Annotated in this window: 26 protein-coding genes; 8 read left to right on the top strand and 18 right to left on the bottom strand. The window is 51.9% G+C overall.

From position 1 onward, the window contains the following. The first annotated feature begins 58 nt into the window (after positions 1 to 58). From FHS90_RS18705 to FHS90_RS18690, 4 genes are all read left to right on the top strand, one after another. A complete protein-coding gene (locus FHS90_RS18705) occupies positions 59 to 733 on the top strand; it encodes a Crp/Fnr family transcriptional regulator (RefSeq protein ID WP_182514159.1) in 675 nt (224 codons plus the stop codon). Next, a complete protein-coding gene (locus FHS90_RS18700; protein ID WP_066836752.1) occupies positions 714 to 1,361 on the top strand; it encodes a CatA-like O-acetyltransferase in 648 nt (215 codons plus the stop codon). Before FHS90_RS18705 ends, FHS90_RS18700 begins: the two co-directional genes overlap by 20 nt. Before the next feature lie 90 nt (positions 1,362 to 1,451). Continuing rightward, positions 1,452 to 2,015 carry a GNAT family N-acetyltransferase gene (locus tag FHS90_RS18695; RefSeq protein WP_182514158.1) on the top strand — a complete coding sequence of 188 codons (564 nt, stop codon included), beginning with the start codon at positions 1,452 to 1,454 and terminating at the stop codon, positions 2,013 to 2,015. A gap of 82 nt (positions 2,016 to 2,097) precedes the next feature. Then, complete coding sequence (locus tag FHS90_RS18690; RefSeq protein WP_246387209.1) at positions 2,098 to 2,400, top strand: hypothetical protein; 303 nt, start codon at positions 2,098 to 2,100, stop codon at positions 2,398 to 2,400. A 307-nt stretch (positions 2,401 to 2,707) separates the two neighbouring features. On the opposite strand, the gene FHS90_RS18685 is transcribed toward FHS90_RS18690, so the two are convergent. Together FHS90_RS18685 and FHS90_RS18680 are read right to left on the bottom strand one after the other, a co-directional pair. Beyond that, a complete protein-coding gene (locus FHS90_RS18685) occupies positions 2,708 to 3,793 on the bottom strand; it encodes a fatty acid desaturase family protein (protein WP_182514157.1) in 1,086 nt (361 codons plus the stop codon). 203 nt (positions 3,794 to 3,996) lie between these two features. Further along, positions 3,997 to 4,173 carry a cold-shock protein gene (locus FHS90_RS18680; protein WP_241499128.1) on the bottom strand — a complete coding sequence of 59 codons (177 nt, stop codon included), beginning with the start codon at positions 4,171 to 4,173 and terminating at the stop codon, positions 3,997 to 3,999. 485 nt (positions 4,174 to 4,658) lie between these two features. On the opposite strand from FHS90_RS18680, the gene FHS90_RS18675 reads away from it, so the two are divergent. Both FHS90_RS18675 and FHS90_RS18670 read left to right on the top strand, forming a co-directional pair. After that, positions 4,659 to 4,850: a cold-shock protein gene (locus FHS90_RS18675; RefSeq protein WP_062542011.1), complete on the top strand. Its 192-nt coding sequence runs from the start codon at positions 4,659 to 4,661 to the stop codon at positions 4,848 to 4,850. 191 nt (positions 4,851 to 5,041) lie between these two features. Beyond that, positions 5,042 to 5,233: a cold-shock protein gene (locus FHS90_RS18670; RefSeq protein WP_066839831.1), complete on the top strand. Its 192-nt coding sequence runs from the start codon at positions 5,042 to 5,044 to the stop codon at positions 5,231 to 5,233. A 127-nt stretch (positions 5,234 to 5,360) separates the two neighbouring features. Here FHS90_RS18670 and FHS90_RS18665 read toward each other — a convergent pair whose 3' ends face one another. From FHS90_RS18665 to FHS90_RS18655, 3 genes are all read right to left on the bottom strand, one after another. Next, a complete protein-coding gene (locus tag FHS90_RS18665) occupies positions 5,361 to 6,308 on the bottom strand; it encodes an alpha/beta hydrolase (protein ID WP_182514156.1) in 948 nt (315 codons plus the stop codon). A 97-nt stretch (positions 6,309 to 6,405) separates the two neighbouring features. Beyond that, a complete protein-coding gene (locus FHS90_RS18660; RefSeq protein WP_182514155.1) occupies positions 6,406 to 6,912 on the bottom strand; it encodes a DinB family protein in 507 nt (168 codons plus the stop codon). 99 nt (positions 6,913 to 7,011) lie between these two features. Further along, positions 7,012 to 8,505: a peptide MFS transporter gene (locus FHS90_RS18655; protein WP_066835722.1), complete on the bottom strand. Its 1,494-nt coding sequence runs from the start codon at positions 8,503 to 8,505 to the stop codon at positions 7,012 to 7,014. 406 nt (positions 8,506 to 8,911) lie between these two features. Between FHS90_RS18655 and FHS90_RS18650 the strand changes: the two genes are divergently transcribed. Further along, complete coding sequence (locus FHS90_RS18650; protein WP_182514154.1) at positions 8,912 to 10,009, top strand: aromatic acid exporter family protein; 1,098 nt, start codon at positions 8,912 to 8,914, stop codon at positions 10,007 to 10,009. Positions 10,010 to 10,128: 119 nt separating this feature from the next. Here FHS90_RS18650 and FHS90_RS18645 read toward each other — a convergent pair whose 3' ends face one another. From FHS90_RS18645 to FHS90_RS18590, 13 genes are all read right to left on the bottom strand, one after another. Next, positions 10,129 to 10,689, bottom strand: a complete 561-nt coding sequence (locus FHS90_RS18645) for a hypothetical protein (protein WP_182514153.1) — start codon at positions 10,687 to 10,689, stop codon at positions 10,129 to 10,131. 337 nt (positions 10,690 to 11,026) lie between these two features. Continuing rightward, entirely contained in the window at positions 11,027 to 11,953 is a 927-nt protein-coding gene (locus tag FHS90_RS18640) for a PD-(D/E)XK nuclease family protein (RefSeq protein ID WP_182514152.1), read from the bottom strand. Between the two features lie 151 nt (positions 11,954 to 12,104). Further along, entirely contained in the window at positions 12,105 to 14,576 is a 2,472-nt protein-coding gene (locus FHS90_RS22815; RefSeq protein WP_343049791.1) for an AAA family ATPase, read from the bottom strand. A gap of 20 nt (positions 14,577 to 14,596) precedes the next feature. Continuing rightward, the gene (locus FHS90_RS22515) at positions 14,597 to 17,089 is read right to left on the bottom strand and encodes a DNA repair ATPase (RefSeq protein ID WP_246387207.1); all 2,493 of its coding nucleotides are present in this window, start codon (positions 17,087 to 17,089) and stop codon (positions 14,597 to 14,599) included. Positions 17,090 to 17,348: 259 nt separating this feature from the next. Beyond that, positions 17,349 to 17,738 carry an endonuclease domain-containing protein gene (locus FHS90_RS18630; RefSeq protein ID WP_182514151.1) on the bottom strand — a complete coding sequence of 130 codons (390 nt, stop codon included), beginning with the start codon at positions 17,736 to 17,738 and terminating at the stop codon, positions 17,349 to 17,351. Positions 17,739 to 17,920: 182 nt separating this feature from the next. Further along, positions 17,921 to 18,610, bottom strand: a complete 690-nt coding sequence (locus FHS90_RS18625; protein ID WP_182514150.1) for a hypothetical protein — start codon at positions 18,608 to 18,610, stop codon at positions 17,921 to 17,923. Positions 18,611 to 19,441: 831 nt separating this feature from the next. Beyond that, positions 19,442 to 21,613, bottom strand: a complete 2,172-nt coding sequence (locus FHS90_RS18620) for a flotillin family protein (RefSeq protein ID WP_182514149.1) — start codon at positions 21,611 to 21,613, stop codon at positions 19,442 to 19,444. Between the two features lie 12 nt (positions 21,614 to 21,625). After that, positions 21,626 to 22,252 carry a hypothetical protein gene (locus FHS90_RS18615; protein ID WP_182514148.1) on the bottom strand — a complete coding sequence of 209 codons (627 nt, stop codon included), beginning with the start codon at positions 22,250 to 22,252 and terminating at the stop codon, positions 21,626 to 21,628. Positions 22,253 to 22,355: 103 nt separating this feature from the next. Beyond that, on the bottom strand, positions 22,356 to 22,547 hold the full coding sequence (locus tag FHS90_RS18610) for a hypothetical protein (RefSeq protein ID WP_153042746.1): 192 nt from the start codon (positions 22,545 to 22,547) through the stop codon (positions 22,356 to 22,358). A 528-nt stretch (positions 22,548 to 23,075) separates the two neighbouring features. Next, positions 23,076 to 23,840, bottom strand: a complete 765-nt coding sequence (locus FHS90_RS18605) for a PspA/IM30 family protein (RefSeq protein WP_182514147.1) — start codon at positions 23,838 to 23,840, stop codon at positions 23,076 to 23,078. A 12-nt stretch (positions 23,841 to 23,852) separates the two neighbouring features. Then, on the bottom strand, positions 23,853 to 24,251 hold the full coding sequence (locus FHS90_RS18600) for a YbjN domain-containing protein (protein WP_066835747.1): 399 nt from the start codon (positions 24,249 to 24,251) through the stop codon (positions 23,853 to 23,855). Positions 24,252 to 24,285: 34 nt separating this feature from the next. Next, positions 24,286 to 24,516, bottom strand: a complete 231-nt coding sequence (locus FHS90_RS18595) for a hypothetical protein (protein WP_182514146.1) — start codon at positions 24,514 to 24,516, stop codon at positions 24,286 to 24,288. Positions 24,517 to 24,578: 62 nt separating this feature from the next. After that, positions 24,579 to 24,944, bottom strand: coding sequence for a hypothetical protein (locus FHS90_RS18590; RefSeq protein ID WP_182514145.1), 366 nt, complete (start codon positions 24,942 to 24,944; stop codon positions 24,579 to 24,581). Between the two features lie 292 nt (positions 24,945 to 25,236). Between FHS90_RS18590 and FHS90_RS18585 the strand changes: the two genes are divergently transcribed. Next, entirely contained in the window at positions 25,237 to 26,013 is a 777-nt protein-coding gene (locus tag FHS90_RS18585; protein ID WP_182514144.1) for an XRE family transcriptional regulator, read from the top strand. Positions 26,014 to 26,184: the final 171 nt, after the last annotated feature.

The raw sequence follows: 26,184 nt of genomic DNA, 5'->3' as shown, positions 1-26,184 counted from the left end.
TTTTCAGAGGAAGACAAATGTCCTTTCTTGCGCCGGGCGCAACACCTAAGTTTGCAGCATGGATGAGCATTTCTATACCGAGTACCGCACCAAGGTCACTCTCTTTATGCAGGCGCACCCGGCGCTGCTGGAGCGTTACCAGATCACCGAGGTGCATGCCGCCGCCCAGCAGGTTCTCCTGAAGCAAAGCGCCACTCCCCAAGGGGTCTATATCCTGGCCGCCGGTCTGGTGAAAGTCACCAGAACCACCGCCGCCGGCTCCTCGTTTACGCTGGGGGTTTTCGGCCCGGGCGAAGTGGAGGGTGATGTGGAGGCTATCATGCACATGCCCTACTTCTGCACCGTACAGGCGCTTACCAATTGCACCTTTTACCACATCAGCACGGTGCAGTTTCTGAAGATGCTGGCGCAGGAGGCAGACTTTAACCTGCTGGTGCACCGTTCCATGGCCTCTAAACTGCTGAACACCTCCCTGCAGACGTCTATCCAGAGCACAAACCGCCTCATCTACACCTTGCTTATTGTGTTACGGGAGCTTTCCCGCCTCAATGAACTGCAGATCTCCAAGCCTCTGCTCACTGAGTTGCTGGGCACCTCGCAGCGCAACCTCAACCGGCTGCTGGCCCAGCTGGAGGAAGAGCAGCTCCTGCAAACCAGAGGCAGTCTGGTGGTGCACACTAACAGAAAAGGCATTGAGAAACGGTTAGCAACCTATGATTTCGAAATACAATAAAAAGAGAATTCCACTTGAGGGCTGGGAGCGGGAAGAGCAGTTCAACTTCTTTAGAACCTTTACACAGCCCTTTTTCAATGTACACACCCAGGTAGACCTTACGCCGCTACACCGGTTCTGCAGGCAAGAAAACACCTCTGTTTTCCTTGCGTACCTCTATGCCACGCTCCAGGCCGCCCGCGCCACGGAGAACTTCCGGCTGCGGCTGGAGAACGGGCAGGTAGTGTTGTATGAGGGGCTGGACCTTTCTACCACCGTGCTCAAAGACAACCACACCATTGCCTTTGTGAGCCTGCCGCATCAAGATTCACTGCCCGCCTTCTGCGCGCACGCCCGCGCCCTGATTGATGATGCCAAGAAGAGCAAAGACGTGTTTATTGGTCACCAGGGCCCCGATTTGCTGCACATGACCACCCTCCCCTGGTTCCCCTTCAAGGGAATGGAGCATGCCACCTCCGTCAATCCGCAGGAGGCGGGGGTGCCTAAAATCGCCTTCGGCCGAATAGAAGTTCACGCGGAGAAAGTAACCTTGCCGATGAGCATTGCCCTGCACCATGCCTTAGCCGATGGTTACCATCTCCACCTGTTCCTGGAGCAGCTGAACGCGGTCATCTGCTCTATGGAATAAAGGCTACCTTCTCAACAGCGTGACGTAGGCGGTGATACTTTCTGCGTTTCCCCTGAAAAATATACCTTTGGGAATGAACGTGTCAGAGATATGAATGCCTTGCCAGAGAGTCTTCTCCCCCTTGCCTTTCCGGAACTAAGAACCGAGCGCCTGTTGCTGCGCCGGTTCCAACCCTCTGACCTGGAGAATGTATTCCGGGGCCTCTCCCACCCAGACGTGATCAACTACTACGGCGTCAACTACACCAGCCTGGAAGATACCCAGACCCAGCTGGACTGGTTCTGGGAGAATGAGCGCCGCCAGACCGGTATCTGGTGGGCCGTGTGCTCTGCAGACAACCAGCTTTTCTATGGGGCGGGCGGGCTGAGCAGCATAAGTTTGGCGCATAAAAAAGCTGAAATAGGGTTCTGGCTTTTGCCAGAGTACTGGGGCCAGGGCATCATGCCCGAAGCCATGCCGCTTATTTTTGGGTATGCCTTCGGCCCCCTTGGGCTCCACCGTATTGAAGGGCTGGTGGAGACGGAGAATGAGATCTGTAAAAAAGCCGTGCGGAAATTACATTTCACCCATGAAGGAACCATGGTTGACTGCGAGATAAAGAACGGCCGCTACATTAGCCTTGATATCTTCGCCAAGTTGAATGACGCCCGGTAGCCTTTGCCGCACCACTTTAATTGATGCGTCTGTTTTTGGCCTGTTTTTGCGAAAACAGGCCAAAAACAGACGCTATTTCTTAATGGCTCCACCCTTTTGCGGCGGTATCCGTTACACCAGTTTTAACTTACATCTTACCGCAATGACCCAACGCGAAGTTACTGACCAAAACAACCTCACCTGGACCTGTGTGCAAGCCTATGCCGGCCTGGGAGGCGAAGCCGCAGAAAAAGCCACCGAACTCTCAGAATCAGAAGCAGGCACTGTCACCGTAGTCTGCACCCCCAGCGGTCAGGCGCAAACCGTACGGCTGGCACTGCCCAAGGATTGGATTGAGTCTCTATCAGATGAAGAAATGGTGCAGCAGATTGAGCAGGCTCAATAGCCTTGCAGCCAGCTTGCGGCGACTGCAGCGCTACTAGAACTGCCAGATTGCCCTTTCCCCCCGCACGGGAGTGCTTTCCCGGCGAAGGGAATTGAATGCGAAAAGAGCCATTGACCAGCATATAGTCACTTACAGTGGCCACACCCTGCTTGAAAGGTAATCCTTAATGTATTTAGTGTATTTGTTGCCTAAAGGCTTACACTAGATAGTCATTCCGGTTGCCTTGCCTAAAAAGTAAAAAGCTGTTTTGGGGCTGGTTTTTGAAAACCAGCCCCAAAACAGCTTTTTACTGTAGGTTAGGGATTGTCTACCGCTGCACCAGAACCGGCTGCAAGGCCAGTTGTCTTAGATGCGCAATATGGGAAAGAATAGCCGTTCTGGTTTTAGGGTACTCATGGTAGGCCACCCCAAACTCGGCGCAGGCTTCTTTGATGATCTTGCTGATGGCCGGGTAATGCACGTGCGAAATCTTAGGGAACAGGTGGTGTTCAATCTGGAAATTCAGACCTCCCGTTAACCAAGACACCAGCTTGTTCTTAGTGGCGAAGCTGGCAGTGGTTTTCAGCTGGTGCAAAGCCCATTCATCTTCAATCCGGTTTGTCTCTACCGTGGGTATTGGGAAATGCGCGTGCTCAACCGTGTGGGCCAGCTGGAATACTATGCTCAGCACCAGGCCTGTGAACATGCCATAGAGCAGGAACCCCAGCAGCCACGGCAGAAAGCCTACCGTATAAATGGGCACGATCACAAAAAGGATGAAGTGCACCACCTTGAAACCCCAGAAAGAAAGGTGGTCTTTGCGGGTCATCTTCTTGATAGGAATATCGCCTACCTTCTGGGTGAAATATTTCACATAATCTGTGAAGAAGATCCAGTAAAGGTAGAGCATGGAATAAGCCCCCCAGAAATAGAAATGCTGGTACCGGTGAATCTTTAAATACTGCTGGTTCTCACACAGCCGCAGAAACGGACGGGCGTCCAGGTCATCATCTACCCCGTCAATGTTGGTATAGGTGTGGTGAATGATGTTGTGCTTGGTGGTCCACATGTGAATGTTGGCGCCCAGCATGTTCAGAGACAACCCGGCCAGCTCATTGACCCATTTCTTCTTGCTGAAGCTGCCGTGGCCGCCGTCATGCATCACGTTGAAGCCAATAGCCGCCGTCACGCCGCCAATCAGAATACACTCAATGAGGGCCAGCCAGATGGGCGGGGTAAAAAACACCAGGTGGGTGTACAGAAAAACCATGCTGGCCATCAGCACAGCCGCTTTGATATACAATTTGTAGTTGCCCGTGGGGTGTGCCCCAGCTTCTGCAAAGTAGGCATTGGTGCGGCTTTTCAACTCGGCATAAAAAGAGTTGGAAGGCGCTATGAATTTTGGTGTGGCCATAAAGGACGATTAGGTTGATAAAAGGCTACAGAGCTATCTCAACGGTTCTCGTCAATTACATCTATAACGTTCTACTAAGTAACGCTTACTACGTACGTATTAATTCCTGAGATTTGAAATGAGGTGAGAAAATTCAGGAACAGGGGGCGTGGCGGGCATGGGGCACGTTAGACAGAGTTCCAGGTGCCCGCTGCGCCAGACCACTAAGATTCCTTCTTCTTCTCTTTCTCAGGAGGGGTAGAGGAGAAGTTGCCGTTTTCGTCAACGTACATGATCATGTCTTCCAGGCTGCCGCCAGAAGAATTCTCCTTCCGCTCCTGCTTGCGCTCTTCTTTGTCTTTTTTCTTCTTCAGTCTTTTTTGTTCAAGTTGTTTCTTCATGAAACTGTTTTGGGATCTTGCCATAGATAAGGTTTAAATGGAACAAATGCCTGTGAGTGGCTTACTACGTGTACCCAAAGGCGGTGTGAAACGTTACAGAGCCCGCCCCAGCGGGTACGGCCCTGTCTGTCTTAAAAGTGTTGCGCTGCTTAGCCAAATACAACTACAGGAACAACACCTTCCTAAAAAAATTCAAAAGCCTTTCAGGTGTAGAAATTTGAACAGATGTGGGGCTTTGGCAGAAAGCCTAACAGGTAGGCCTTTTTATGGATCTCTAGAAATAACCCGCCGCTGGCGGAATTCTAAAGACAATAAGAGGTTATACTTTTGTCTTTCTACCACAAAGGTACAAGATTTACGCACCATTTCCTAGCTCCTTGCGCGGCGGCCGTTTTTCTTTAACCAAAATAAAATTTAACTTTTTCTAGCAGTTCTTGAACTAATGACTACCTTTGAGCGTAGTAGCTTTATATTTAACAAGTGTTATGAATCAAGGAACAGTAAAATTTTTCAACGACTCTAAAGGGTTCGGTTTTATCAAAGACAACAATTCAAATCAGGAGTACTTTGTACACGTATCTGGATTAGTAGATGAAATCAGAGAAAACGACGAAGTAGTCTATGATCTTCAAGAAGGAAGAAAAGGACTAAACGCCATCAACGTTAAGCGTGCTTAGTCTTTCGCTATAAAGACACATTGCCAAAAAGCCTCTCCCTCAGGAGGGGCTTTTTTCTTGCGCCCGCCGCAAAACCTAAAGCGGGCCTGCCCCTCCCCTGAGAAGAAAACCTCTACCATTTAAGAGCTTGTTTAAATTTAAAGGAACGAAAACGGGTTGGCCCGTGTCATAAGAACACAATGAACAATAATATGAACCAAGGAAAAGTAAAATTCTTTAATGATGAAAAAGGCTTCGGCTTTATTAAAGACAGCCAATCAAACCAAGAGTATTTCGTGCACATTTCAGCCCTGATTGATGAGATCAGAGACAACGACGAAGTTACTTTTGAGATCAAAGAAGGTAAAAGAGGGTTGAACGCCGTAAACGTGCAACTGGCGTAACCCCACTCCCCATAAAAAGCAAAAGCCTCTCCCCACCGGAGAGGCTTTTTTTATGCCTCATTTGTACTTCCTGTTTCTGGGCTGTTTTTCTGAAAACAGCCCAGAAACAGGAAGTACAAAGGTGCCCTTATTTCCTAGTGCCGCCCAGAAGGCTGTTACTGTCCAGCCAGTGGAGGCAGCTGGCAAACCAATCATCTTTGGTCGTCTTGTTGTTCAGCCCGAATCCGTGGCCCCCTCTCTGGTAGAGGTGCAGTTCTGCCGGAATGTTGTGCTGAAGCAGCGCCTGGTAGAATACAAGGCTGTTGTGAACAGGAACCGTTTTATCATCAGAGGCGTGCACTAAAAAAGCAGGCGGGGTCTGGGCGGTGACCTGCCGCTCATTTGAATATTCTCTTAACTTCTCTGCGGTAGGCTTTTTCCCCAGCAGGTTGGAGAAAGACCCTTTGTGGCTCATGGCAGAGTCACCGCTAATCACGGGGTAGAGCAGCAGCATGAAATCTGGCTTCACAGACAGGTTCTGCGGGTTTGCCACCTGTGCCTGCGTGAAATGGGTACCGGCGGTAGACGCCAGGTGCCCCCCCGCCGAAAAGCCCATAATCCCCACCCGCTCCGGGTTTACGCCCCACTCCTTCGCCCGCTGCCGTACCACCAGTAGGGCCCGCTGGGCATCTTGCAGGGGTGCCACCTCTGGTTTAGAGGAAACCGTGGCATCTGGCAGGCGGTACTTCAGCACAAAGGCCGCCACCCCCTGCTCCGCAAACTTCCGGGCCACGTCTGTGCCCTCATGGCTGAAAGCCAGTTTGGCGTACCCGCCGCCCGGGCAGATCACCACCGCCGTGCCATTGGCTTTGCCTTGGGCGGGCAGAAATACCGTCAACGTGGGGGTTCTCACCCTGGTAATGCTCTGGCTTTTGTTGGGCCGCACCTCCAGTTGCTCTTCATTTTTACCGGCTACTTCATTGGGGACCGGGCCCTCATACAAAGGAAGCTCCATGGGTCTGGTCTGGCTGTACACAGAAGCAGAGGAGAAGGCAAACAGAACTCCCAGCAACAGCACTGCAAGAATCAGTTTCATAAGTAGGCTTATCAAGTACAGGAGCTGTTTTGGGGCTGTTTTTGTAAAAACAGGCCCAAAACAGCTCCCGCAGGTGTATGTAAAATTGTAACGCTGCTTAACCACCAAATCCTTCATCGGCCGAAGGCCCGTACATGCCCGGCACCGGTACGTCTAGCAGGCGCAGGTACACACTCAACTGGCCGCGGTGGTGAATGAGGTGGTTCATGGCCATGGTTCTGATCACTACCTGCCGGGGCAGGGAAATCAGCACTTTGTCTCCGGCACGCATGGTCCAGGTCTTGGCTATCTCCACAATATTGGTGTCATTCAAGGCCTTGACGGCACTTTGGTAAGAGTCTTCAAACAACTGCATGAGTTCCTGCTGGGTGGAACCGGTAAAAGGGGCTGGCTTCTGTTTGGCAAAGTCCACCTCCTCGGTCTGTAAGGCCAGGGCAATAAAAATGCGGGGCAGCTCCGCCACGTGGGCGGCCAGCTGCCGCAAGGTCATGCTTTTGGGGTGGGGCCTCCAGTCAAAGTGCTCTGCCGGTACCCGCTCCATCATCTTTCTGGTATTGGCGGCCTCCTGCTCAAACTGCCTCAGTAGCTTGTGGTTCAATTCCATATTTCTTCTGGTTTCCTGTTAGTTTGTAGCGGTAAGATAAAAAAAAGAACGGGAGCAGGACAACTTCCCGCTCCCGTTTCTCAGGCTTTTGACAAAAAACTAGCGCACCTGGCCCATCCAGCTTCTGATCACGCGGCTGAACAGAATCAGCACCACCCCAATGCCCAAGGACCAGAGACCAATCTGGTTCAGAACCTGGGCATAGTACGGCAGGGACAGCACCGGATTATCAACCACCCCTTCTGGCACACTCATCATGGCGCCAATCTTACTGGCCAGGAACTCCCCTACCGCACTGGCAAAAAACCAGATGCCCATCATCATGGCCACAATCCTGGCCGGGGACAGTTTGGTAATCATAGACAGCCCAATGGGCGAAATGCACATCTCGCCGCAGATAATGAAGAAGTAGCCGGCAATAAAGGAGAAAAGCGGAATTATGCCGGTCTCTGCGTGCATTTTTGAGCTGAGGTAGAACACGTAAAACCCCAGCCCCATCAGCACAAACGACAACCCAAATTTGACAGGTGTGTTGGGTTCCATGTTTTTCCGGTTCAGGGCAGGCCACAGCCACGCAAAGAAAAAGCTCAGGATTACCACCCAGGCCGGCGGCAGAAAATTGTTCACGGCCAGCGCCGGAAGCTCCACCCCGCCTACGTGCATGTCTACATTGCGCATGGCAAACAGGTTCAGAGAACCCGCATTCTGCTCATAGAACGCCCAGAACAGCGTAGAGAAGACAATCATCACCAACGCCGCAAACAGCTTGTACCGGGCGCTGGCATCCATCTGAAACGCAATGAACAGAATGTACAGCACACTCAGCGCCCCCAGCCCGAACATGATAAAGTCCATGATCTCATAGCGGTTGAACAAGGCAACAATCACAGGAATGACCAGCAGCGTGGCGGCATAGATCACCACCTCCTTGCTGATACCGGCAAACACAGGCTTCTTCAGATCAGCAGGGTTAGGCGGCAGCCCCTTGTCTTTCAAAGACTTTTTGCCAATGGCAAAGACCACCAGCCCCAGAATCATAAAAATGCCTGCCAGCCCGAAACCGTAGTGCCAGTCAATCTGCTGCCCCACATAGCCGCAGAGTAACCCGCCCATGGCGGCCCCGATGTTAATGCCCATGTAGAAGATGGAGAACGCACTGTCTTTGCGCGGATCATTGTCAGCGTACAGCGTACCCACCAGGCTGGAGATATTGGGTTTAAAAAATCCGTTTCCGCAGATGATGAAGGCCATGCCGTAGAAGAAACTCCAGTCCTGCGGCAAGGCCAGGACCAAGTGCCCTATGGCCATGAGAATACCGCCGTACATCACGGCTTTGCGGCCGCCCAGGAACCGGTCACTCATCATGCCGCCAAACATGGGCATGGTATATACCAGCGCCGCGTAAGAACCTAAAATGGCGTAGCCTTTGGGTTCATCAAACTTAAGTTCAGAAATCATGTAGGCCAGCAGCAGGGCCTTCATGCCGTAAAAAGAAAAGCGCTCCCACATCTCAGTGAAGAAAAGCATGTAGAGCTGCCTGGGGTGGCCTGTAGAGGCAGGCGCCTCCGGGATCTGGGGTTCAGTTAAATCCATATCAGGTGGTAAACGGAGTTTTGATTCAGTTATTGACCTGACAAGTTACACGTTTGTGACGGGATTTTAGAGTGGCGACAGGATTTCTGTTTTGGAGCTGTTTTGTGAAAAAGAGGCTAGAAACGGAAGAAGGTGGCTGAAAAAAATAATCATCAAGGGAGTTCCGGTCTGCCTGTACTAACCCACCCCTACCCCTCACAAGAGTTTTTTTCTTCCGTCTTTGCAGAGAATTCCCCTTCTGGGCGGGGTGGGTTCAATGTGTCTAGCTCTTACTTGGGTTGACGAATGCGTAAGGATAGAAATTGTGATAGTTTTACACCCTGGAGTGGGAATGGAGTAAATCTGTCATTGATTCACCGCCACCCCTGTTACTTAACTTATTGCCACGCCAGAAGTAAAAGAACCCGTGAACAGGTACATAGACATACTGGGTAGATGGGGGTTAACCCTGCAGATAGTAAAAACTGCCTTGGCGGCATCACTGTCCTGGTGGGTGGCTACGGGTCTGTTGCACTCGCAGTACCCGTACTTTGCAGCGGTGGCGGCCATCATCACGGTGCAGGTAACGGTGGCAGACTCTGTAGACAAGGCCACCCAGCGCATAGTGGGCATTATTGGCGGAGTACTGCTCAGCATGTTGCTGGGGCATTGGTTTCAGGTGGGCGCGGTCTCTATCTTCCTGGTCATTTTCATTGGTATGGCCATTGCCAAAGCCTTAAAGATGAACCCGCAGATCATTTCACAGGTAGCCATCAGCTCATTGCTGGTTCTGGCGTTTGGGCAGACCAACCAGGCCTACGCCTTTGAGAGAATTATTGAAACGGTGTTGGGTTCAGGCATGGCTGTGCTCATAAACGCTTTAATTGTTCCGCAGAATGCGGTACCAGACGTAGAGAAGAGCATCTTACGCTTTACGGAGCTGTCGGCCACCACCCTCACTACCCTTACTGCTCTGCTAGACACTACAGGCCCCCGCTGGAAAACCGGCCGTTCAGAAGTTGATGCCCTAATAAAGGAGGCGGAAGACTGCCGTAAAACCCTGAAGCTGGGAGAGCAGAGCCTCAAGTACAACCCTCTGCTGACCCACCAGCGCGTCCGGCTCAGCCATCTGACCGAGACCATTGTGCAACTGGAGCGCATCACCATCCAGATCAGGGGCATTCGTAGAAGCCTGGTAGATTTGCGGGCAGATCAGGTTTTCCGGCGGGACCAACCCTACGCTCAGCAGCTGCACCTTGCACTTGAAGCCACCGCCCGCTGCATTGCCGCCTACGGCCAGGCCCGCATGCAGCTTTCCCCCGAAAATGAAAAACACCTGGCGGAGGCCATCCTGAAAGCCCAGAAAGAGCAGGATCTCTGCCTGCATACCCTTTCCAGCATCACCTCCCTCTTCACTCTGCGTGACATGGGCAGCATTCTCACCGACTTAGGCCGCATTGTTCTGGAAACACAACAGCAAAACCCGGAACTGCTCCAAGCAGATCCCCATTCACCTATTACCTGAGAATGTAAGGACGGTAAGAATGAGAAAAGCAAATTAGTAAAGCAGCAGATTGAAATTGCCAGAGTTTTAGTTGTTGCACTTTAAACGCTGGCGTAAACGCCTTGCCCTACTCCAACTAATTAATCTGCCTTGTACTGTTTCCAACGCTTCAGTTTATACTTGGTAGTGTCAGAAGTAGCAGTTGTGGTAGAGACAAATTTGCCACCGTTAAACCTACTCACTTTGGTAGAATCTGAGACCGTACCAGAGGTAAAATCTTCATTAGGGTCAAAATTCTTCGTTCTGGAAACAATCACCAGTTTTCCATTTGGAGCATACTCTATAATCCAGCTCTCGGTATCAAAGAACCAGCCAGCGTCTCCAAAAGTATCTGCCAGTTCCAGCCCTTTAATCAGTTGATTTCGCTGCTTGTCCCAGAGCAACAAAGCAACCTGGGTATCACTGTACTGGCTGTGCTGTCTAACCACAAGGCCCGTGTACCGGGGGTTGATGTCAAACTTGCCAATGGCAAAGATTCCGCCGTACCCTTTCAAAATACTCTCCAGATAAGGAACCGCCTTTTCATTGAGCAGACCCTGGTATTTCTCCGCATCTATGGCCACTCCTCTGAATTGAGTGGTTTTCACCTTCATGTCGCCAGTGAACTCCGGGGAGTAGGCATGGTAGCCTTTTGGGTTCATAGGTTTGAATAAGGAAAGAAAGGCTTGTGCTTGCGCCTTTTCAGTTTCAGCTACCTGATTTCCAGTACTATCATTTGTAGCAACCGAATCTTTGGGCAGGCTGTCTTCTACAGTGGCCGGAGTGGCTTTGTCAGACTGAGGTTCCTGCTTTGTCTTGCATGAAGCCAGCACAGTAACAATGATGAATAAAAAAATCTTACCTCGCATGTATACTTTTACTCAAATTGTATTCTGCGGTTGTGTTGGAGAGACAACAGTAGCAGCATACATAAGTACCAGGCTAAGTACACAACTCATGTTCCTGATTATGAAACAGGAATAAATTAGCCCTAAAAAATCAGGAAGCCAGATAGTTGCTATTCGCCTCAAGCCATTGGTTTACCAGATTGATATCATCAAATGCCTGCTGCGCTTTTTCATACTGCGCCGCAAAATCCTGCATTCTGTCCAGGGTTACGGTTTCTTTTCTGATGGACCATGATTTCCCGGTTTGATCCAGCACTAGCACAGGTGGTAGAATACCCCTTAAGGCATTTACCTGGCTTTCTTGAAAGTTGCCCAGGCGGGCATCTATGTGTCCTCTTGCCAGCTTATGGTATAGAATAATATTCAAGCGCTTCAAGAGTTTACTGGAAAGTTGTATCCAATCGCTTCCGGCGGGCACCACTTCTGGCTTATTCATCAGTAGTGCATTCAATTGCTGCAAGGCCCTCTCCCAGTAGCTCACCATAAATTTTTGCACTGCTACATGATTCACCGCTTTGTAACCACGCCTCAACTTTTCAATGGCTATCTCCAGCAAAGTAGCCTTGAACATAAATCTTGGTTCTTCCCGCCCGTTAAACCAATTTCTGATTTGCTCATAAGATAGGGCTTTACCGAAGTCCAGCTGCGTGTTAAGGTATTTTTCAGGCGCAATTAGCAAGGGATAATAGTTATGGCAATACCCCTCCTCCACATATTTTATCCCCCGTTGCTGATATCGCTGTGGCTGCTCTTCCTGAAATCCCGCGTCAATCTTATTTTCAATCAACAGGTATATTTTTTCATTCTCAGACAGGTAAGAAACCAGAATATCTGTTTCTCCCAATCCAAAAGCTGAGACACTTCTCCAAACGCCTTCCAACTTCTGCAGGGCAGGCAGTTCTGTTGTAGAAAGGAACCAATGCAGGAAATCTGAGTTACAGGACAGTTCCTCCAATAATAGTAAGTCTATATCCCGTTCCAGAATTGCCTCAACCGGAATAATATCTAAGCTATGCACGAAAGTCTTTGTTACTGAACAATCTTATGTTTGGTGATTATACCATTGCCCCCTAAACCTGTTTCCAGCGTTTTCGGGCTGTTTTCAGCAAAACAGCCCGAAAACGCATTACCGGTGAAGCCCCTCTCCACGGAAAGGTTGGGGTGGGGCTTTAGTTAGAGAGCGGGCTAGGCAGAACTTGCTCTGCCTTCTTCTCCCCCAACACCTGCTTAATCCCCGCCAAACCCTCAGAAATATTCTCCATCTGTGCCAGCACCTGCCCTACCTGGTTGCCGTCACCAAAACCTTTGAGCTTGTTGTTCCGCACGAAGGCGGCTTTGATGTCTTCCCAGCGTTGGGTTTCTTCTGGGGTGGCTGCGCCGATGAGCTGCTTGAACTTGAGCATGTTGGCCTCGGCACCCGTGGTCAGCGTTTGCGACTCTGACTGGTAGTGCGAGAGAATGAGCGTGTGCAGTTCCTGGTCGTTCATGATGGGCATCACCTTCTCGGCCAGCTTGTTCATGTTGCGGTACGAGCCCTGCAGTTTGAACGGTGGCTCGGTGCGGTACTCGTCGGCTTGGGCGGCGGAGCTGATGTACTCCAGGTTCACCTTCAGAATCACGTCGCGGATGGACAGGAGCTTTTTGAGCACGGTCACATATTCGCTGCTTTCGGCGGCGGTGTGGTTGCCTTCCAGTTCCATGCCCTCGTTGCTGCCCGTTTCGGCTAACTTCACCAAGGCGTACACGTCTTTCTGGCTTTTTGCACTCAGTTTCGCCAGTACAGCGTTGGAGGTGAGGGAGTTTTCGATGTAGCTGAGTTTAAACACGTCTTCGGTGTCGCCAATGATGTCGCCCAGGTTGTAGATGTCGGCACGGTTGGCGAGCATGTCGGGGATGCGGAATTTGTCGCCCGTCTCGGTGTAGGGGTTACCAGCCATCACCACGCACACTTTCTTGCCCCTGAAATCATAGGTGCGGCTGCGGCCTTTGTACACGCCCTCAATCTTACGCTGGGCATCACAGAGTGAGATAAACTTCTGCAGGAACTCGGGGTTGCAGTGCTGGATGTCGTCCAGGTAAATCATGACGTTGTCGCCCATCTCGAAGGACAGGTTCAGCTTCTCCAGTTCCTCACGGGCGGCAGCGTTGGGCGCCTCGGTGGGGTCCAGCGCCGTGACTTGGTGCCCGATGGCCGGACCATTGATTTTCATGAAGATGATGCCCAACCGGTTGGCGATGTACTCCATGAGCGTAGTCTTTCCGTAACCCGGCGGCGACAGCAAGAGCAACATGCCCATTAAATCGGTACGTTTGGTCTCCCCTGCCGTGCCCATCTGCTTAGCCAGGTTTGCACCGATGAGCGGCAGGTACACCTGGTCAATCAACTTGTTCCGCACAAATGAAGACATCACACGCGGCTTGAATTCCTGTAAGCGTAGTTCTTCCTCAAAGGCCACCGTCATCTGGTGCTTGAGCGCGTGAAAGGCCTTGTACTGGCTCACCACGTGCGTTTCGTAATGACTGAGTTTCTGCTGGAACTGGTGGAAATGCAACGGATACTGCTGCTCCTGCAACAGCGGGTGGCTGCCCTGCATGCCCGCCAGCGTCTCGCGCAGATTGGCGTGCACCAGATGGGTGGGTTTTAATTCTTCTAATAGCAACAGCACCGCGGCTTCGGGTACATATTCCAAATCCTCCGCGCGGCTGGCTTGCGTCATAAAGGCTTTTAGCCAATGCTGCATCAGCTCAAACCGTTCTACCTGGCTTTCCTCAAGCGCCTTTGCAGAGGACTCAAACAAGCCCCATGCCTTTTTCTCCGTGAGGTACTGGTGGAAACCCTGCACCAACTCGGCGGCCTGAGCGCTGGAGATGAACTGATCGCCGCGGGTCAATTCATAGAACAGGTACTCGCCTGCCGATACGGAATTTGCCTCCGGGAACAAGCCTGTCTCCTGCTGAAACGCCTGCAGTTCGTGCTGCAGATCGGCTTTGAGGTTGTCAAACTGGTGAGTCTGGGGGAAGACCTGCAGAATGGCGCCCACGCCTTTGAGCTGATGATGGAACAACTGTTTTTGACCTTCTTTCGCGAAAACGGCCCAAAAAAGGCGGGCGGCGGCGCGGTCGGTGGCGGGGTAACGCAGTAAGTCAGCGGTTTTGAAGAGGCGCACCAGAGCGCTCACAATCAGGGCGGCGTCATGGTCGTGCACGCCTTTGAGGTAGCCCTCGCTGAAGCGCACGCCCATGAACTTTTGCACGTACGCGGTCAGTTCCTCGGTACGGAGCTTGTGCAGTTCATCCAGGGTCAACAGGTGCAGGCTTCCTTCCGAGGCTCCCTCTGCAGAAGGCACGTTCTTCGCCTGTTGCGCCGCTTGCAGAATCTGGAAGGCCAAATACTCTGCGCGGTACACTTGGTTATTTTCAGAGATGAGCGATTGCTCCCACACGGGGCGGTAACTCACGAAACGTTCATCGGTGATTTTCTCAAAGAAGCTGGTGCCGGTGAGGTGGTAGTACATGTCGTCGTCGCGGTGCACAATGCTGAGCTCCAGTGGCTGGGTGTTCACGGTGAAATGGTGGGTGCCAAACTTGAGCACGTTCTGCCCGTCCACGAACAGCTCGCTCTTGTCTTTGAGCTGGCGCACGGCGTCTTCACGCAGCGTTTTCAGGCGACTCTGATAGCATCGGCTTTTACGGTGTCGCCCATGGCCAGAAGCTCGTCCACGGTGGTGCGCACCTTCTCCATCATCAAATCAGAGGCGAAGTAGCCGTTGATTTCGGCCACGGTGCCCAGCTTGCTCAGGCGGCTTTGTACGGCTTTCAGTATGCGGTCGGCGGCCTGTTGCAGGGTGGTGGCGCGTTTGTTCCGGGCTTCCTGCAGGTCTACTTTCTTGCTTTCAAACGCGCTGTAAATCTCCTCGCGTTTATCGGCTATTATTTCTAAAAAGGCGTCAAACTCTGAGAAGCGGCCTTCCAACTCCTCTAGCTGCACCATGAGCTTGGTGAGGTATTCGTCGCATTTCTGGGGCGTATCGCACACGTCCAGGAAGTTGATGACGCTCTGGCTGATGAGCTTGATTTGGGCGTTGAATTCGGCCTGACCTTCCGAGCTTAACAAGTCCTGCCGCTTGCGCTTGAGGGTAGCCTTGGTTTTGTTGAACGATGCGTAAATGGTGGAATTGGCGTCTACGATGCGCGTAGTTTGGGTGGCGTCTTCAATCTTGAGGTTGCTTACAATCTCAATCAGCATCTCCAGCTCGGCGCTCACGCCCGAAATTTCCTTTTCGGTGGCATCGGCCTCCACTACTTTGGCAATCTGGTCTATGCCCGCCGTGATATGCGCCACGCGCTGTTCGTAGGGAACCAGTGCATCGGGCTTCAGCAAGAAGTCTACCGTTTGGTTCGCCAAGTCCTGGCTGAAGCTCTGCAGTTGCGTCTCGTACTGTTCAATGCGAGCCACATCCGCATAGCGGAGTTCCTTCAACGAAATCACCTCACCCCGCACCGACCGCAAATCGGCCAGCGCTTTCACGAAGTCGTTGATGTGGCCGTTGCTCTGCAATTTTAGGCGCGAAAGCAAGGCATCGGCGGTGCCGAGCACCTGGTCTACCTGCGCCTGCGTACTTTTCCTGATGCTGATGACCTTCTCAAATTCCTCTACCGCCGCGGTGGCCGTCTGGCGGATGGCCGAGAGGGGCTGCGCCAGCTCAAACGTCTCCTTTTTGTCCAGCCAGTGATAGCTATCGAGCAAATCGGTGGTAAGTTTGATGAGGTCCAGGTACAGGTTGTCATAGGAATCTTCTTTGTTGACCAACGTGAGAATCTCGGTACACTCGGCCATCGCCCGCACAATTTCTTTGTTGCCTATTTTGTACAGGAAACTTTCTTTGGTGACGGGAATGGTGTAGTTGGAGCCAATGTACGGTGTCTGCCAGATTTGGAGCGCGTGGTGCTTTTTGGGTTCCTCATCGCCTCTAAAATAGCACAGCTCGCCATTCTCGTAGATGGCGTAGCCGTGGCAGATGATGGGGCTCTCAATCTTCTGGGTGATGAGGTTGTAGCTCAATAGCAAGTACACGCCACTCAGCTTGTTGTAGAAAACATACAGGAAATCTTCACCGTTGGGCGAGGCGATGCGCTTCTCAAACAGCATGTCCTGCAAGCCGTTGTCAAAACTCTTGAACTCGCCGGTCTGCAGGTAGTAACCGTAGGCGTAGATGATGCCCTGGTCTTCGGGCAGCAACACGCAGCAATCCTGGATGGCGTCTATGCGGCGCGCCTCCTTCAGTTTAGCATTATAAACAATATAGCGGTAGTTGTTCTCGCGGTACGGCCTGATTTTGAGCAAAATCAGGTTGCCGATGAGGGCGTAGTACAGCTCCGAGTCGTCCAGCGTCTGGTCTTTGTCTTCTACGGGCTCCGCGTAAATGCCCTGCCCTGTCTCGGTGTTGTCCTCTACCTTGATGGTCAAATCCCCCCCGATGGTCTCCACAAAAACCTTGTCCTCAATGGAGATGTGCGGGTGCTTGCCTTTGCGGTGCGCCTCGCGGGTAACCCGTTTCCAGGCGAAATCGTGCTGGTTGGGGAAGGTGTATTCGTGGTCGGAGCGGTTGTCCAGGTACGTGAGCGTTGCGCCCTGGATGGCCCACTTGAACGTCTTAATGTCATTCACACCTTTGCCAATGCGGAACACCATGAACAGGTGCACGCCCTGCACCGCGAACTTCACAAACTGCGTGTTCTTGTAGTATTTATACAGCTTCTGAAACTCGTCCCGGAACTCTGTGTGGTTAATCAGTTCCAGCGACTGGTGGTGGAACTGGTGGTTCTCATACGTGTACACGCTGAACACGTCGCTCAGCTCTACCTCGGTCTTCAGCCCTAAATGCACGTTATACCCAAACAACAGCTGCTCCCCCACCGGCACCATGTCCCAGGGCACGCAGTTGTGCTCGGTCGTCACTCGCTCGGTCGCCAGCAACTTGGTCTCAATCGCCCCGAAGACTTCTTTCCGCTCCTGGTTCAGCTGGTCCAGCAAACCGCGCAGTTCTCCGCCGCTTTTGCTCAGGCGGTTGCGCAGGATTTCGTAAGTACCGCCTTCCAGTTGCACGGGGGCGGTGGTTTCTGGGGTATTGGGGAATGGGGTGGTAGAAGTCATGGTGGTAGTGTTGGACCTCACCCCCAACCCCCTCTCCCACGGAGAGGGGGTTTATCCGCTGGTGCGGGGTGAAGTGGTGATATGGTACTTTATGCGTTTTGGGCTTGATTTTGTAAAAACAGGCTGGAAACGCAGTTGGTGGAGAGACGCTCGCAGGTCTTCCGGACGCTACGAGGTCAGGTTGCTATTTTTTGTTTTGAAACTTCAATTTCCCCTACGCATTCACGATACTCCCCCATTGAAGGGGGCAGGGGGATGTTTACACAGGAGGGCACGCATTGCTACTTTTCTGATGCTCTTCAATAAAATGAGTAATTTCTTCTAAGACATATCTCATTTCAAATTTTACCTCTTTATCATCAAACCGGAGCAATCTAATGCCATAAGTTTCCAATGCCTTTTGCCGCTGTTTATCATAGTCAAAAGTATGGTCATGACTGTCACCATCAACTTCTATGGCTAACAGTAATTCATGGCAGAAGAAATCCACTACAAAATCCAGCAATGGCACTTGCCGATGGAATTCATAGCCGAGGCTCTTTTGCTTTATCTCTTGCCAGAGCAATATCTTCCCAAGCGTACTGTTATTCCGCAACTCCCTCGCCTTCACCTTTAGGTCTTGTCGATATGGGATGATTCGGTTTGGCATGGTTAATCCTAGATTTGGAATACGTAGATCAGCTTGTGTAAACATCCCCCTACCCCCTTCAAAGGGAGAGTATCGGGTAGAGTACCTGAAGAATATTAATCAGAAACCTTCCAGGTATCTACTCATTTTATTACACCAAGTATCAACCAAGGCAATATCCTTTAGCACCTTTCCTTCATCCCTTACACCGCCGTCCGTTTGCGCAACTCCGCCAATTCCTGTTTCAGCTCCTCTACTTTGTTGGCCTCAGACTGCATCTCGCGCTTCAGCTTCACCTCGCGCTCGCGGGCGGCGGCTTTGTGGTCTTTGAGCTCCTGGTCAATTTCCTCGTAAGCTCTGATTTTCTCTTGGGTCACGCTGTTGCTGTTCTTGTACATGAAGGCAAAAACGGCAGCCAGTGCACCTAAACCCAGAATAATGGCAATGCTCACAAGCACATACACCTGCTTGTCCATGTCCAGCCCCAGCACTGAAAGGTGGGAGATATCATGGTCAATCTGCTGAATCTGCTGCTCTTTGCGGGCGTTGTCCTGCCGCAGGGCCTGCACCTGGGCTTGCTGGGCGGCCAGTTCCTGCTGGGTTTTCTCCAGTTTCACGGCCGTTTCTTTGCCCGCATTCTTAATGCTGAGTTCCCGGGCTTTCAGGGTGTCCTGTACGCTTTTCAACAAGGCATCTAACCCGCTTTCACGCACTACCCTATAATCATGGCCAAACTCTTTGTAGGGAGACGACCGGAACTTCAAAGAGTTGAACTGCTGCTGAATGGTGTAAGCAGTTTTTGGTTTAGCGGGGGAAGTACCCGTTTGCGTTTGGGCCATGCCCGAAGACATTACAACAGCACTGAAAATCAAAGAGAGGGATAAGGCTTTCATACGCGTTTAATAAGTCAATAATGTTACCTGTAAAAATAAAATTACTGATTTCCGCTGAAGGGCGAAAGATAAACCCGTCTCTTTTGCCGCAAATCCCCCAATTTTCAGGGGTAGTACCATTTCAACTTGCTTCTTTTCTGTTTTTGGCCTGTTTTTCAGAAATCAGGTCAGAAACGGAAGAGCTCAGCAGGATTGTGTCCAGTGGGTGTGTCACTATCCCTCCCAGGAGGGAGCCATCTATCCAGGAAGCCCTCATCTGTACTCTCTTAGCCCACCCACACTCCTGTCATTCTGCAAGAATCTTGCGGGCGAACGAGAAAAGCGCTGTCATAAATGCTATTACTGTTTGCCCAAAAGACATCCACCGCTCACCGCTCTTCTGGGATTCCACTCCGGAAGCACATCGCTCTTCTGGGGTTCCACTCCGGAAGCACCGGGCCGGGGAGTTCTACTCCCCTTCTTTTGCCCGTGGTTCCCAGCGGAGTAGAACTCCGCAGCAGACAGGTTCGGGAGTAGAACTCCCGAACAGCTGGTTGCTTTCATTTCGCCTATCCTTCCCTCTTTTGTCATTCTGAAAGAATCTAGTGGACGAACAGTAGAAACGTCTACAATCGGCTTCTTTAGTTCGCCCACAAGTTCCTTTCAGGATGACAATTTAGGATGCGGACCAGCATTTCGAGGAAAGAGCTACTGAAATTAAAACTTACGACTTTGCGTTTCCAGCCTCTTTTTCTTAAAACAGCCTCAAAACCGTATCTATACCACAAGCCTGTTAATAAACAGTTCTCCAGAACTCCCCTCTCCGTTGGAGAGGGGCTGGGGGTGAGGTCCCTAATTCAGCGTATAGACTGGCTTGTCGCCCAGACCCAGCGCGGTGGCCGTAGAGGTCAGTTCTTTGAGGGTGTTGGCGGTAGCGTCATCCAGGGTTTTCTGCTGCATCATTTTCAGGAGCAGGGCAGAAACACTCAGGTTGCGCACATCTTCGGTGTCCATGCCGAACTGGGTGATGAAGCGCTGCAGGTTGGCTTTGAAGTCAATGTGGCCGTTGCTGTCTTTCTGGAAGAAGGCTTCTTTTACGGTGCCCAGTACTTCGCTGTTAGTGACCAGACGGTCTACCTGTTTGCCTTTGGTGATGGAGCCTACTATCTGGTCAAAGAACATGGTCTCACCACCCACAATGTCAATCTTGGCCGCTTTCAGGGCCTCGGCAATCACGCTGGCCTGTGACGCGGCAATCTCTTTCTGGATGTCAATGTGGGCCAGTTCAATGGCTTTGTCTTTCTCCAGACGAAGTTTGAACTCTTCGTGCTCTTTGCCCACGCCGTCCAGTTTCTTCATGGCATCGGCTTTCTCTTCAATGCCTTTGGCTTCCACGGCAAACTTCTCCCCGCTCACTCTTGCTTCGGCTAAACCGCGTTTCTCTTCGGCGGCAGCCAGGTTGGCAATGATAGACGCATCTGCCAAGCCTTTCTCCTGGGTTACTTTGGCGGCAACCAGACCAAGTTTCTCGTCGGCTTCGGCCTGTGCCTCTGCCTGGGCGCGGGTGGCTTTAGCGGTGGCCAGGGCCTGGCGCTCGGTGACTACAGCTTCGGCTTCGCCTTCTTTCTGGCGGGCGGCGGCTTTGGCTTCCATCACCTGCGCCTCAGACAGACCGATGGCGGCGGCCTGGGTGGCCTCAGCCTCGGCCATTACTTTAATGGCCTGGGCACGGTTGGTAGCGGAGGTTTTCTCGGCTTCGGCGTCAATCAGCAACTGCTCGGCTCTGAACTCAGCTGCCTGACGGGCGGCCTCAGCGCCTTTGATTTCCTTCACCAGGGCTTCCTCGGCTTCCATTTCGGCATTCTTGATGGCCACGGCTTTCAGACGCTCGGCCTCGGCGAAGGCTTTGGTGTCTTTGATTTTCTCTTCCTCTTCCACCACGGCTTTCTCCACCACCACACGCTCTTTGATGATGGCCTGAATGTTCTTGCGCTCCTCTTCAATGGCCTTCTCTTTCTCAATCTGGGCAAGGGAGACAATACGCTCCATCTCATTTGCTTCTAGCAATTTCGCCTGCTCTACGCGCACGGTCTCCACGGCATCGGTGCGCTGTTTGCTGCGTTCAGCTACCAACACCTGGCGGGCCAGGTTCTGCTCGGCAATCTGCACTTCCTCATCGGTGGCCAGGCGGGCGCGCTCGGCAATCATGCGTTGCTCCTGGCGTACTTTCTCAATCTCAGCGGCTTCTCTGGACTTGATGGTGGCAATTTCGCGGCGTTGCTTTTCCTCATTCTCAGCTAATTGTTTCTCCAGCTCCAGAATAGTCTCCTGCGCCTCTACGTTTTGCTTTTTGATGGTTTTCTCACGCTCGCGCTCAATGAGGTTGGCCTGTACTTTCTGTTTGGCGGTGAGGTCTATGATTTTCTTGATACCCTCGGCGTCCAGGATGTTGTTCTCGTTCAGGCTGCTGAGTGGGGTTTGCTCCAGGTAGTCAATAGCGCAGTCGTCCAGCACGTAGCCGTTCAGGTCGGTGCCGATGGTTTGCAGAATCTGGCGCTTGAAGTCGTCGCGGCTTTGGTAGAGCTCCACGAAGTCAAAGTGCTTACCCACGGTTTTCAAGGCCTCGGAGAACTTGGCGTCGAAAAGGCTTTCCAGGGCGGCCGGGTCTGAGGCACGCTTACAGCCAATGCTCTGGGCCACCTGCACCACATCTTCAGCGGTTTTGTTTACGCGCACAAAGAAGTTCACCTTGATATCGGCGCGCAGGTTGTCTTTGCAAATCAGGCCTTCGGTGCCGGTGCGGGAGATGACAATGGTTTTGAGGGTGATGTCCATCATTTCCAGCTTGTGGATAATGGGCACCACAAAGATGCCGGAGAACGAGACTTTGGTATCGCCCATGCCGGTGCGCACCATGGCTTCGCCCTGAATGGCCTTGCGGTACATCTTGATGATGACAATGAAGATACCGAACACCACCACCGCCAACATCACGGTTGTGGCTAGAGTAAGAGATTCAAACATAAAACTGGAGGGTTAAAGAGATTCGTATGGTTCTATTAAATACAATTGGTTTTCTGGGAGGTAATCAATCACCAGCGCGGTTTCGCCTTTTTTCACGAGGTGGCCTTGCGTGGTTTTCACGTTGAGCAAAAGCGGCGAGCCGTTGGTCTGCACGGCGGCCTGCCCAATCTGGGTGGCGTTGGCGGGCAGCATGATGGTGCACACCTGGCCAATGACGGTAGTTTTGGGAGCCTGCTCTTTTTCCATCACGGAGAACAGCTTCACAAACGGCCAGGTAAGTAGTTTCGCCACAAAAAGACAAACCACCGCCAGCGGAAGAATGAAGGTGAACCCCAGCCAGCTGTCATGGGTGCCCAGCAGCTCATTCACGCCCAGACTCAGAAACCAGAACGGCAGCGCGAAGAACGACAGGAAGAACATGAGCGGGATGCGGCCCAGGTTGAAAAACGCCAGTGCCGAGTTGAGCCACGCCACTGCGCCAATGCCTTCTCCGTCAATGTCTGTTTCAACCTCCACGTCCAGGGAACTCATGTCCAGCAGCCCCACAATCACAATGACCCAGTAAAGCATCACAAAAATGAGCAAACCGGTGGCCAGCACGTTGGCGGGCGCAAAAGAGGCTTGTACAAGTTCTACCATACACCGTTCTATTTCACTTTCTAAATCTACAAATTCCCAGGCACTTCCTAGGGCTTTCCTGATTTTTTTTGGACAATTTCAGGCTCGGCCGGCGGTGTTCCTGTTATGGAAGCAGCTTGGCCGGAAGCAGCTCCAGCAGTACCGTCTGCCACACCTCTGCACTGGCGGCGGCCACCGTTGCCTTGGCTTCCGTAAAATCTGGCCACACCGCCACCGGCTGCTGGTATCCCCCACTCCCCGCTGTCACTACCCAAATACCAACCGCCGCGAAAAACATAAATCCAATCTTTCCCATCTTGTTAAAGGAGTTCTGAGTCTTAAGTCCTGAGTTCTGAGTCAATGCAAGCGTGTGTTTTGGGGCTGTTTTTGAAAAAGTAGCCCTAAAACAGGTGGTGGTTCTGTGGTTTGTCCGTTCGCTTTCAAGAGGAAAGCAAGCCCTTCCGGATTTGCAATCCGGAAGGGCAGGGGGCCATCGCTCTTTCGAATTTCATCGCCATCGCTCTTAAGTCGGGGATTTCTAATCCCAGCGCCACTGCTTTTCTAACTTGTCTGCTGTGGGGATTGGAAATCCCCGGATGATTAGTTCGGGATTAGAAATCCCGAACAGCAGTATTGAAAGTCCTCTGTCGGGGATTTATCAATCCCCAGGCCTGCGCTTTTGCTACTGGCTAGCAACGGGGATTACAACTCCCCGACAGAAGGGTTCGGGACTATAATTCCCGGAGAGCAAACCGTAGAAGACAAATTCGCCTGCCCCCTCTGCTCGCCTCCGGCGGACGTTTCCGTTTTCGGCCTGTTTTTCAGAAAACAGGCCGAAAACGCATTAGCCTGCCTGCTCTGGCGAAGCGGTAGTTCCTGGAGCGGCAGCTGCGTCTGCGGCTCCCGCGTTGATGCCCAGCTTTGCCTTGAGTGCCTCTACTTCTTTGGCTGATTTTTGGGCCGAGCTGGTTTCAAGGGCCTTGTCAATCTCCTGGTCAATACTGCGGCTTTCGTTGGCAATTTCACCATAAGACTCAGCCAGGGCTTCCTCAACGGCCACTTTCTCTTTCATGCGCTCCAGCAAGGCCACGGTGCTAGAGGAGTCTATCTGCGCCAACTGCTTGTTGATGGTTTTGGTGGCGTTGCTCACCGTTACCCGTGACTTGAGCACGCGCAACTCGTTTTCCCATTTGCTGATGGTTGATTTGAGCGTCTTGATGTTGCCTTCCATCTGCGCCACAGATTTCTCAAACTTGAGCTGGTCTTCCTGCGCACTGGCAGAAAGGGCCATGTTCTCCTCTTTCTTCACCAGCGCCTCGCCGGCCAGTCTATCGGCCTCCGTTGAAGCCAGTTCACCGCGGTGGGCGCGCTGCAGGAGCTGCACCGCCTTGTTCTCATAGTCCTGCGACTTGGCTTTGTAGTTCTCCACATCGTTGCGGGACCTGATGGCCATGGCTTTGACCTCGGCCAGCGCGCGCAGGCTCTTGTCCAGGTCTTCTTTCATGTCCCTGATGCCCTGCTCGGTCATCTTGATGGGGCTCTCCAGCTGGTCTACCGCCGAGTGGGCTTCGGCCTGGCCGATTTTGAAAATGCGTTTCAGGATATTCATAGTTCTGAAGCTTTAGTTTTTTGAGAAGGTGATGAGTTGGTCTGAGTATTCGCTCAGCAAAAGCGCGAGGGAGTTGAGGCTCGCCTCAAGCTCATGGAGGTCCAGTTTGGCCATCTGCAGCGTATCTCTAAAGATGAGCCGGCGGCCAGATTCATCCAGCACAAAGGCGCCGTGAATGATATCGCGGTTTTTCTGGAGCAGGCTCTGGCAGATCTCCACCGTGACCTTGGGCAGTTCCAGCAGGTACTGCTCCATGATCAGGAGCGGGTCTGTGCAGCCAATCACCAGATTCTTAATGCCCAGGCTTTCCTTCTCCACCACCAACACGCGGTCGCGCGGGTCTTCTAAGGTGATGGTGAAATCCAGTTCCAGCAAAAACTCTTTCACTTTGTGGAAGTAGTGGTTTCCCATAGTTTATTAAATAAGCAGCTACAAGCTATGAATTTCAGATCTCTGTTTTCTGGGCAGCCTCTTTCTTTGGGGCATAGATTTTTTTCAACAGCGAATACACCAGCACATACACCAGGGCCCATGCCCCCACATCTGCCAGAAATTTGTACGTGAACACACCTTCTTCAAAAGGGCTGTACTCAAACCCGGCCAGGTATTGGAGCAGCTTCACCACCACATAGGTGACAGCGAGTGCTATAAAACGGTGTGCGGTGTTACTTTTCATGGTTTTTTATATAAGCGGCCTGGCAAGCCGAGTGTGTCTTATTGTTTCTGAACAGCGTGTACTTAATGTGTATCTTCTAAAGGTTGCTGCTGCTCCAGCTTCTTAAGATAACGGCTTTGCGCCCAAAGATCAAACCCTAAGGCGATCAACAGCAGTTGGTTCGCAAAAGGCCAATGCATTAAATGCAGCACGGCTACACCCAGTATTAAAAGGGCGGCCATACGCTGAACCCCCATTTTGCTGCTCGCCACTACCGTCTGCGGCAGCTGCTTTTCCAGTTGTCTGGCGTGCCACAGCATCAGCAGCCTGCCTGTTACATAAGCTCCTCCCAGCAGAACAGATGAAGAGGCCACATGCAAAAGGTTCAACACAACGGCCACTATCAGGGCAAAGGCTGCCAAAGCGTAGTAAAGGTTCTTATTTTTCATGGTGCTATGGAGTTGTTTCTAAAACTTTTCCTGTCCGTCCCTTCGGCCGGGGCAAGGGTATTCTTTTTAAAAGAATTTACAAATAACCGCTGCTCATAATCCTGACCACTGCTCCTGCTTCTTTTATTTCTGTCAATTGCGCCGAGATAAGAAGAATTTGGCTCCCGCTGCTCATGCTTGTAGCACAACTTTAAGAATCTCTCCTTATCTTGCCCAGAATTCGTCACAAGTATACTACAAAAAATAGATACGCTCAAAATTGTAGCAGGTTTATTTTTAAAAATATTTTTACATGTCGTGCATCGGGAAAAACATCAAGAAGATCAGGACGGTTAAGAATTTGAGCCAAGCCGCCTTTGCGCAACTCTTTGATCTGGCGCGTCCTAGCGTGGGGGCGTATGAAGAAGGAAGATCTGAACCTAAGATTGACACCTTGATTCAGATTGCCAGGCATTTTGGGGTAAGCCTGGACCTGCTTATCACCAAAGAACTCACCGTCAATGACTTGTATGGGTTCGACATCTTCAAGCGGGACCTTCACCAGAACCAGCTGCTCATAAAAGTAGCAGACGCAGAAGAAGCCCCCGTTCTGCGGGCGGCACTGGTGATGGCCAGTGAGCAGGACAATTACTTTGTACGGCGGCAGGAACGGGAGTTTTTAGACAATCTGCCCACTTTGCTGCTGCCAGGGCAGCAGCAGGTGCTGCACCGCGCGTTTGAGCACACCGGCTCTGAGATGCAGTACCAGCAGCACGGCCTCAGGCACGGGGATCTCCTGTATTGCACCACCCTGCCCGTTGACGCCTCTCAGCTCAAACCCAATGAGGTGTACGTGGTGGTGACCGCCAACAAACTCATCACCCGCCGCTTTCAGGGCCTCACTGATGAAGGCGCCCTCCTGCTCAAGGCCGACAACCCCGACTATGACCACCTCCTTCAGCCGCTGGAGGAAGTAACGGAATTCTGGCACGTAGACGGGTTCTACAGCACGTATCTCAAATCACCCTCTTCCCTGGAGGAGCGGCTTACCAAGTTGGAGAGCCTGGTGAAAAAACTGATGGGGGAGTAAGAAATCAGAAAGCAATTGACCACCCCCTTTGAACTCTGCCCTTCCCCAACAGGGAAGTACCTGCGAAGGTGGCAGGCGAAGGTTCCGTCTTAGGAAGGTGGGGCCTTCAGGAATACAGATGCACCAACTTCTACAGGGTAGCTTAGGGTAAGAAGCTTTCTGTTTTCGGCC

It is taken from the genome of Rufibacter ruber, from assembly GCF_014138425.1.
Classification (GTDB): domain Bacteria; phylum Bacteroidota; class Bacteroidia; order Cytophagales; family Hymenobacteraceae; genus Nibribacter; species Nibribacter ruber_C.
The sequence above is the reverse complement of the archived record's forward strand: the minus strand, read 5'-3'. Positions and strand labels throughout refer to the sequence as shown.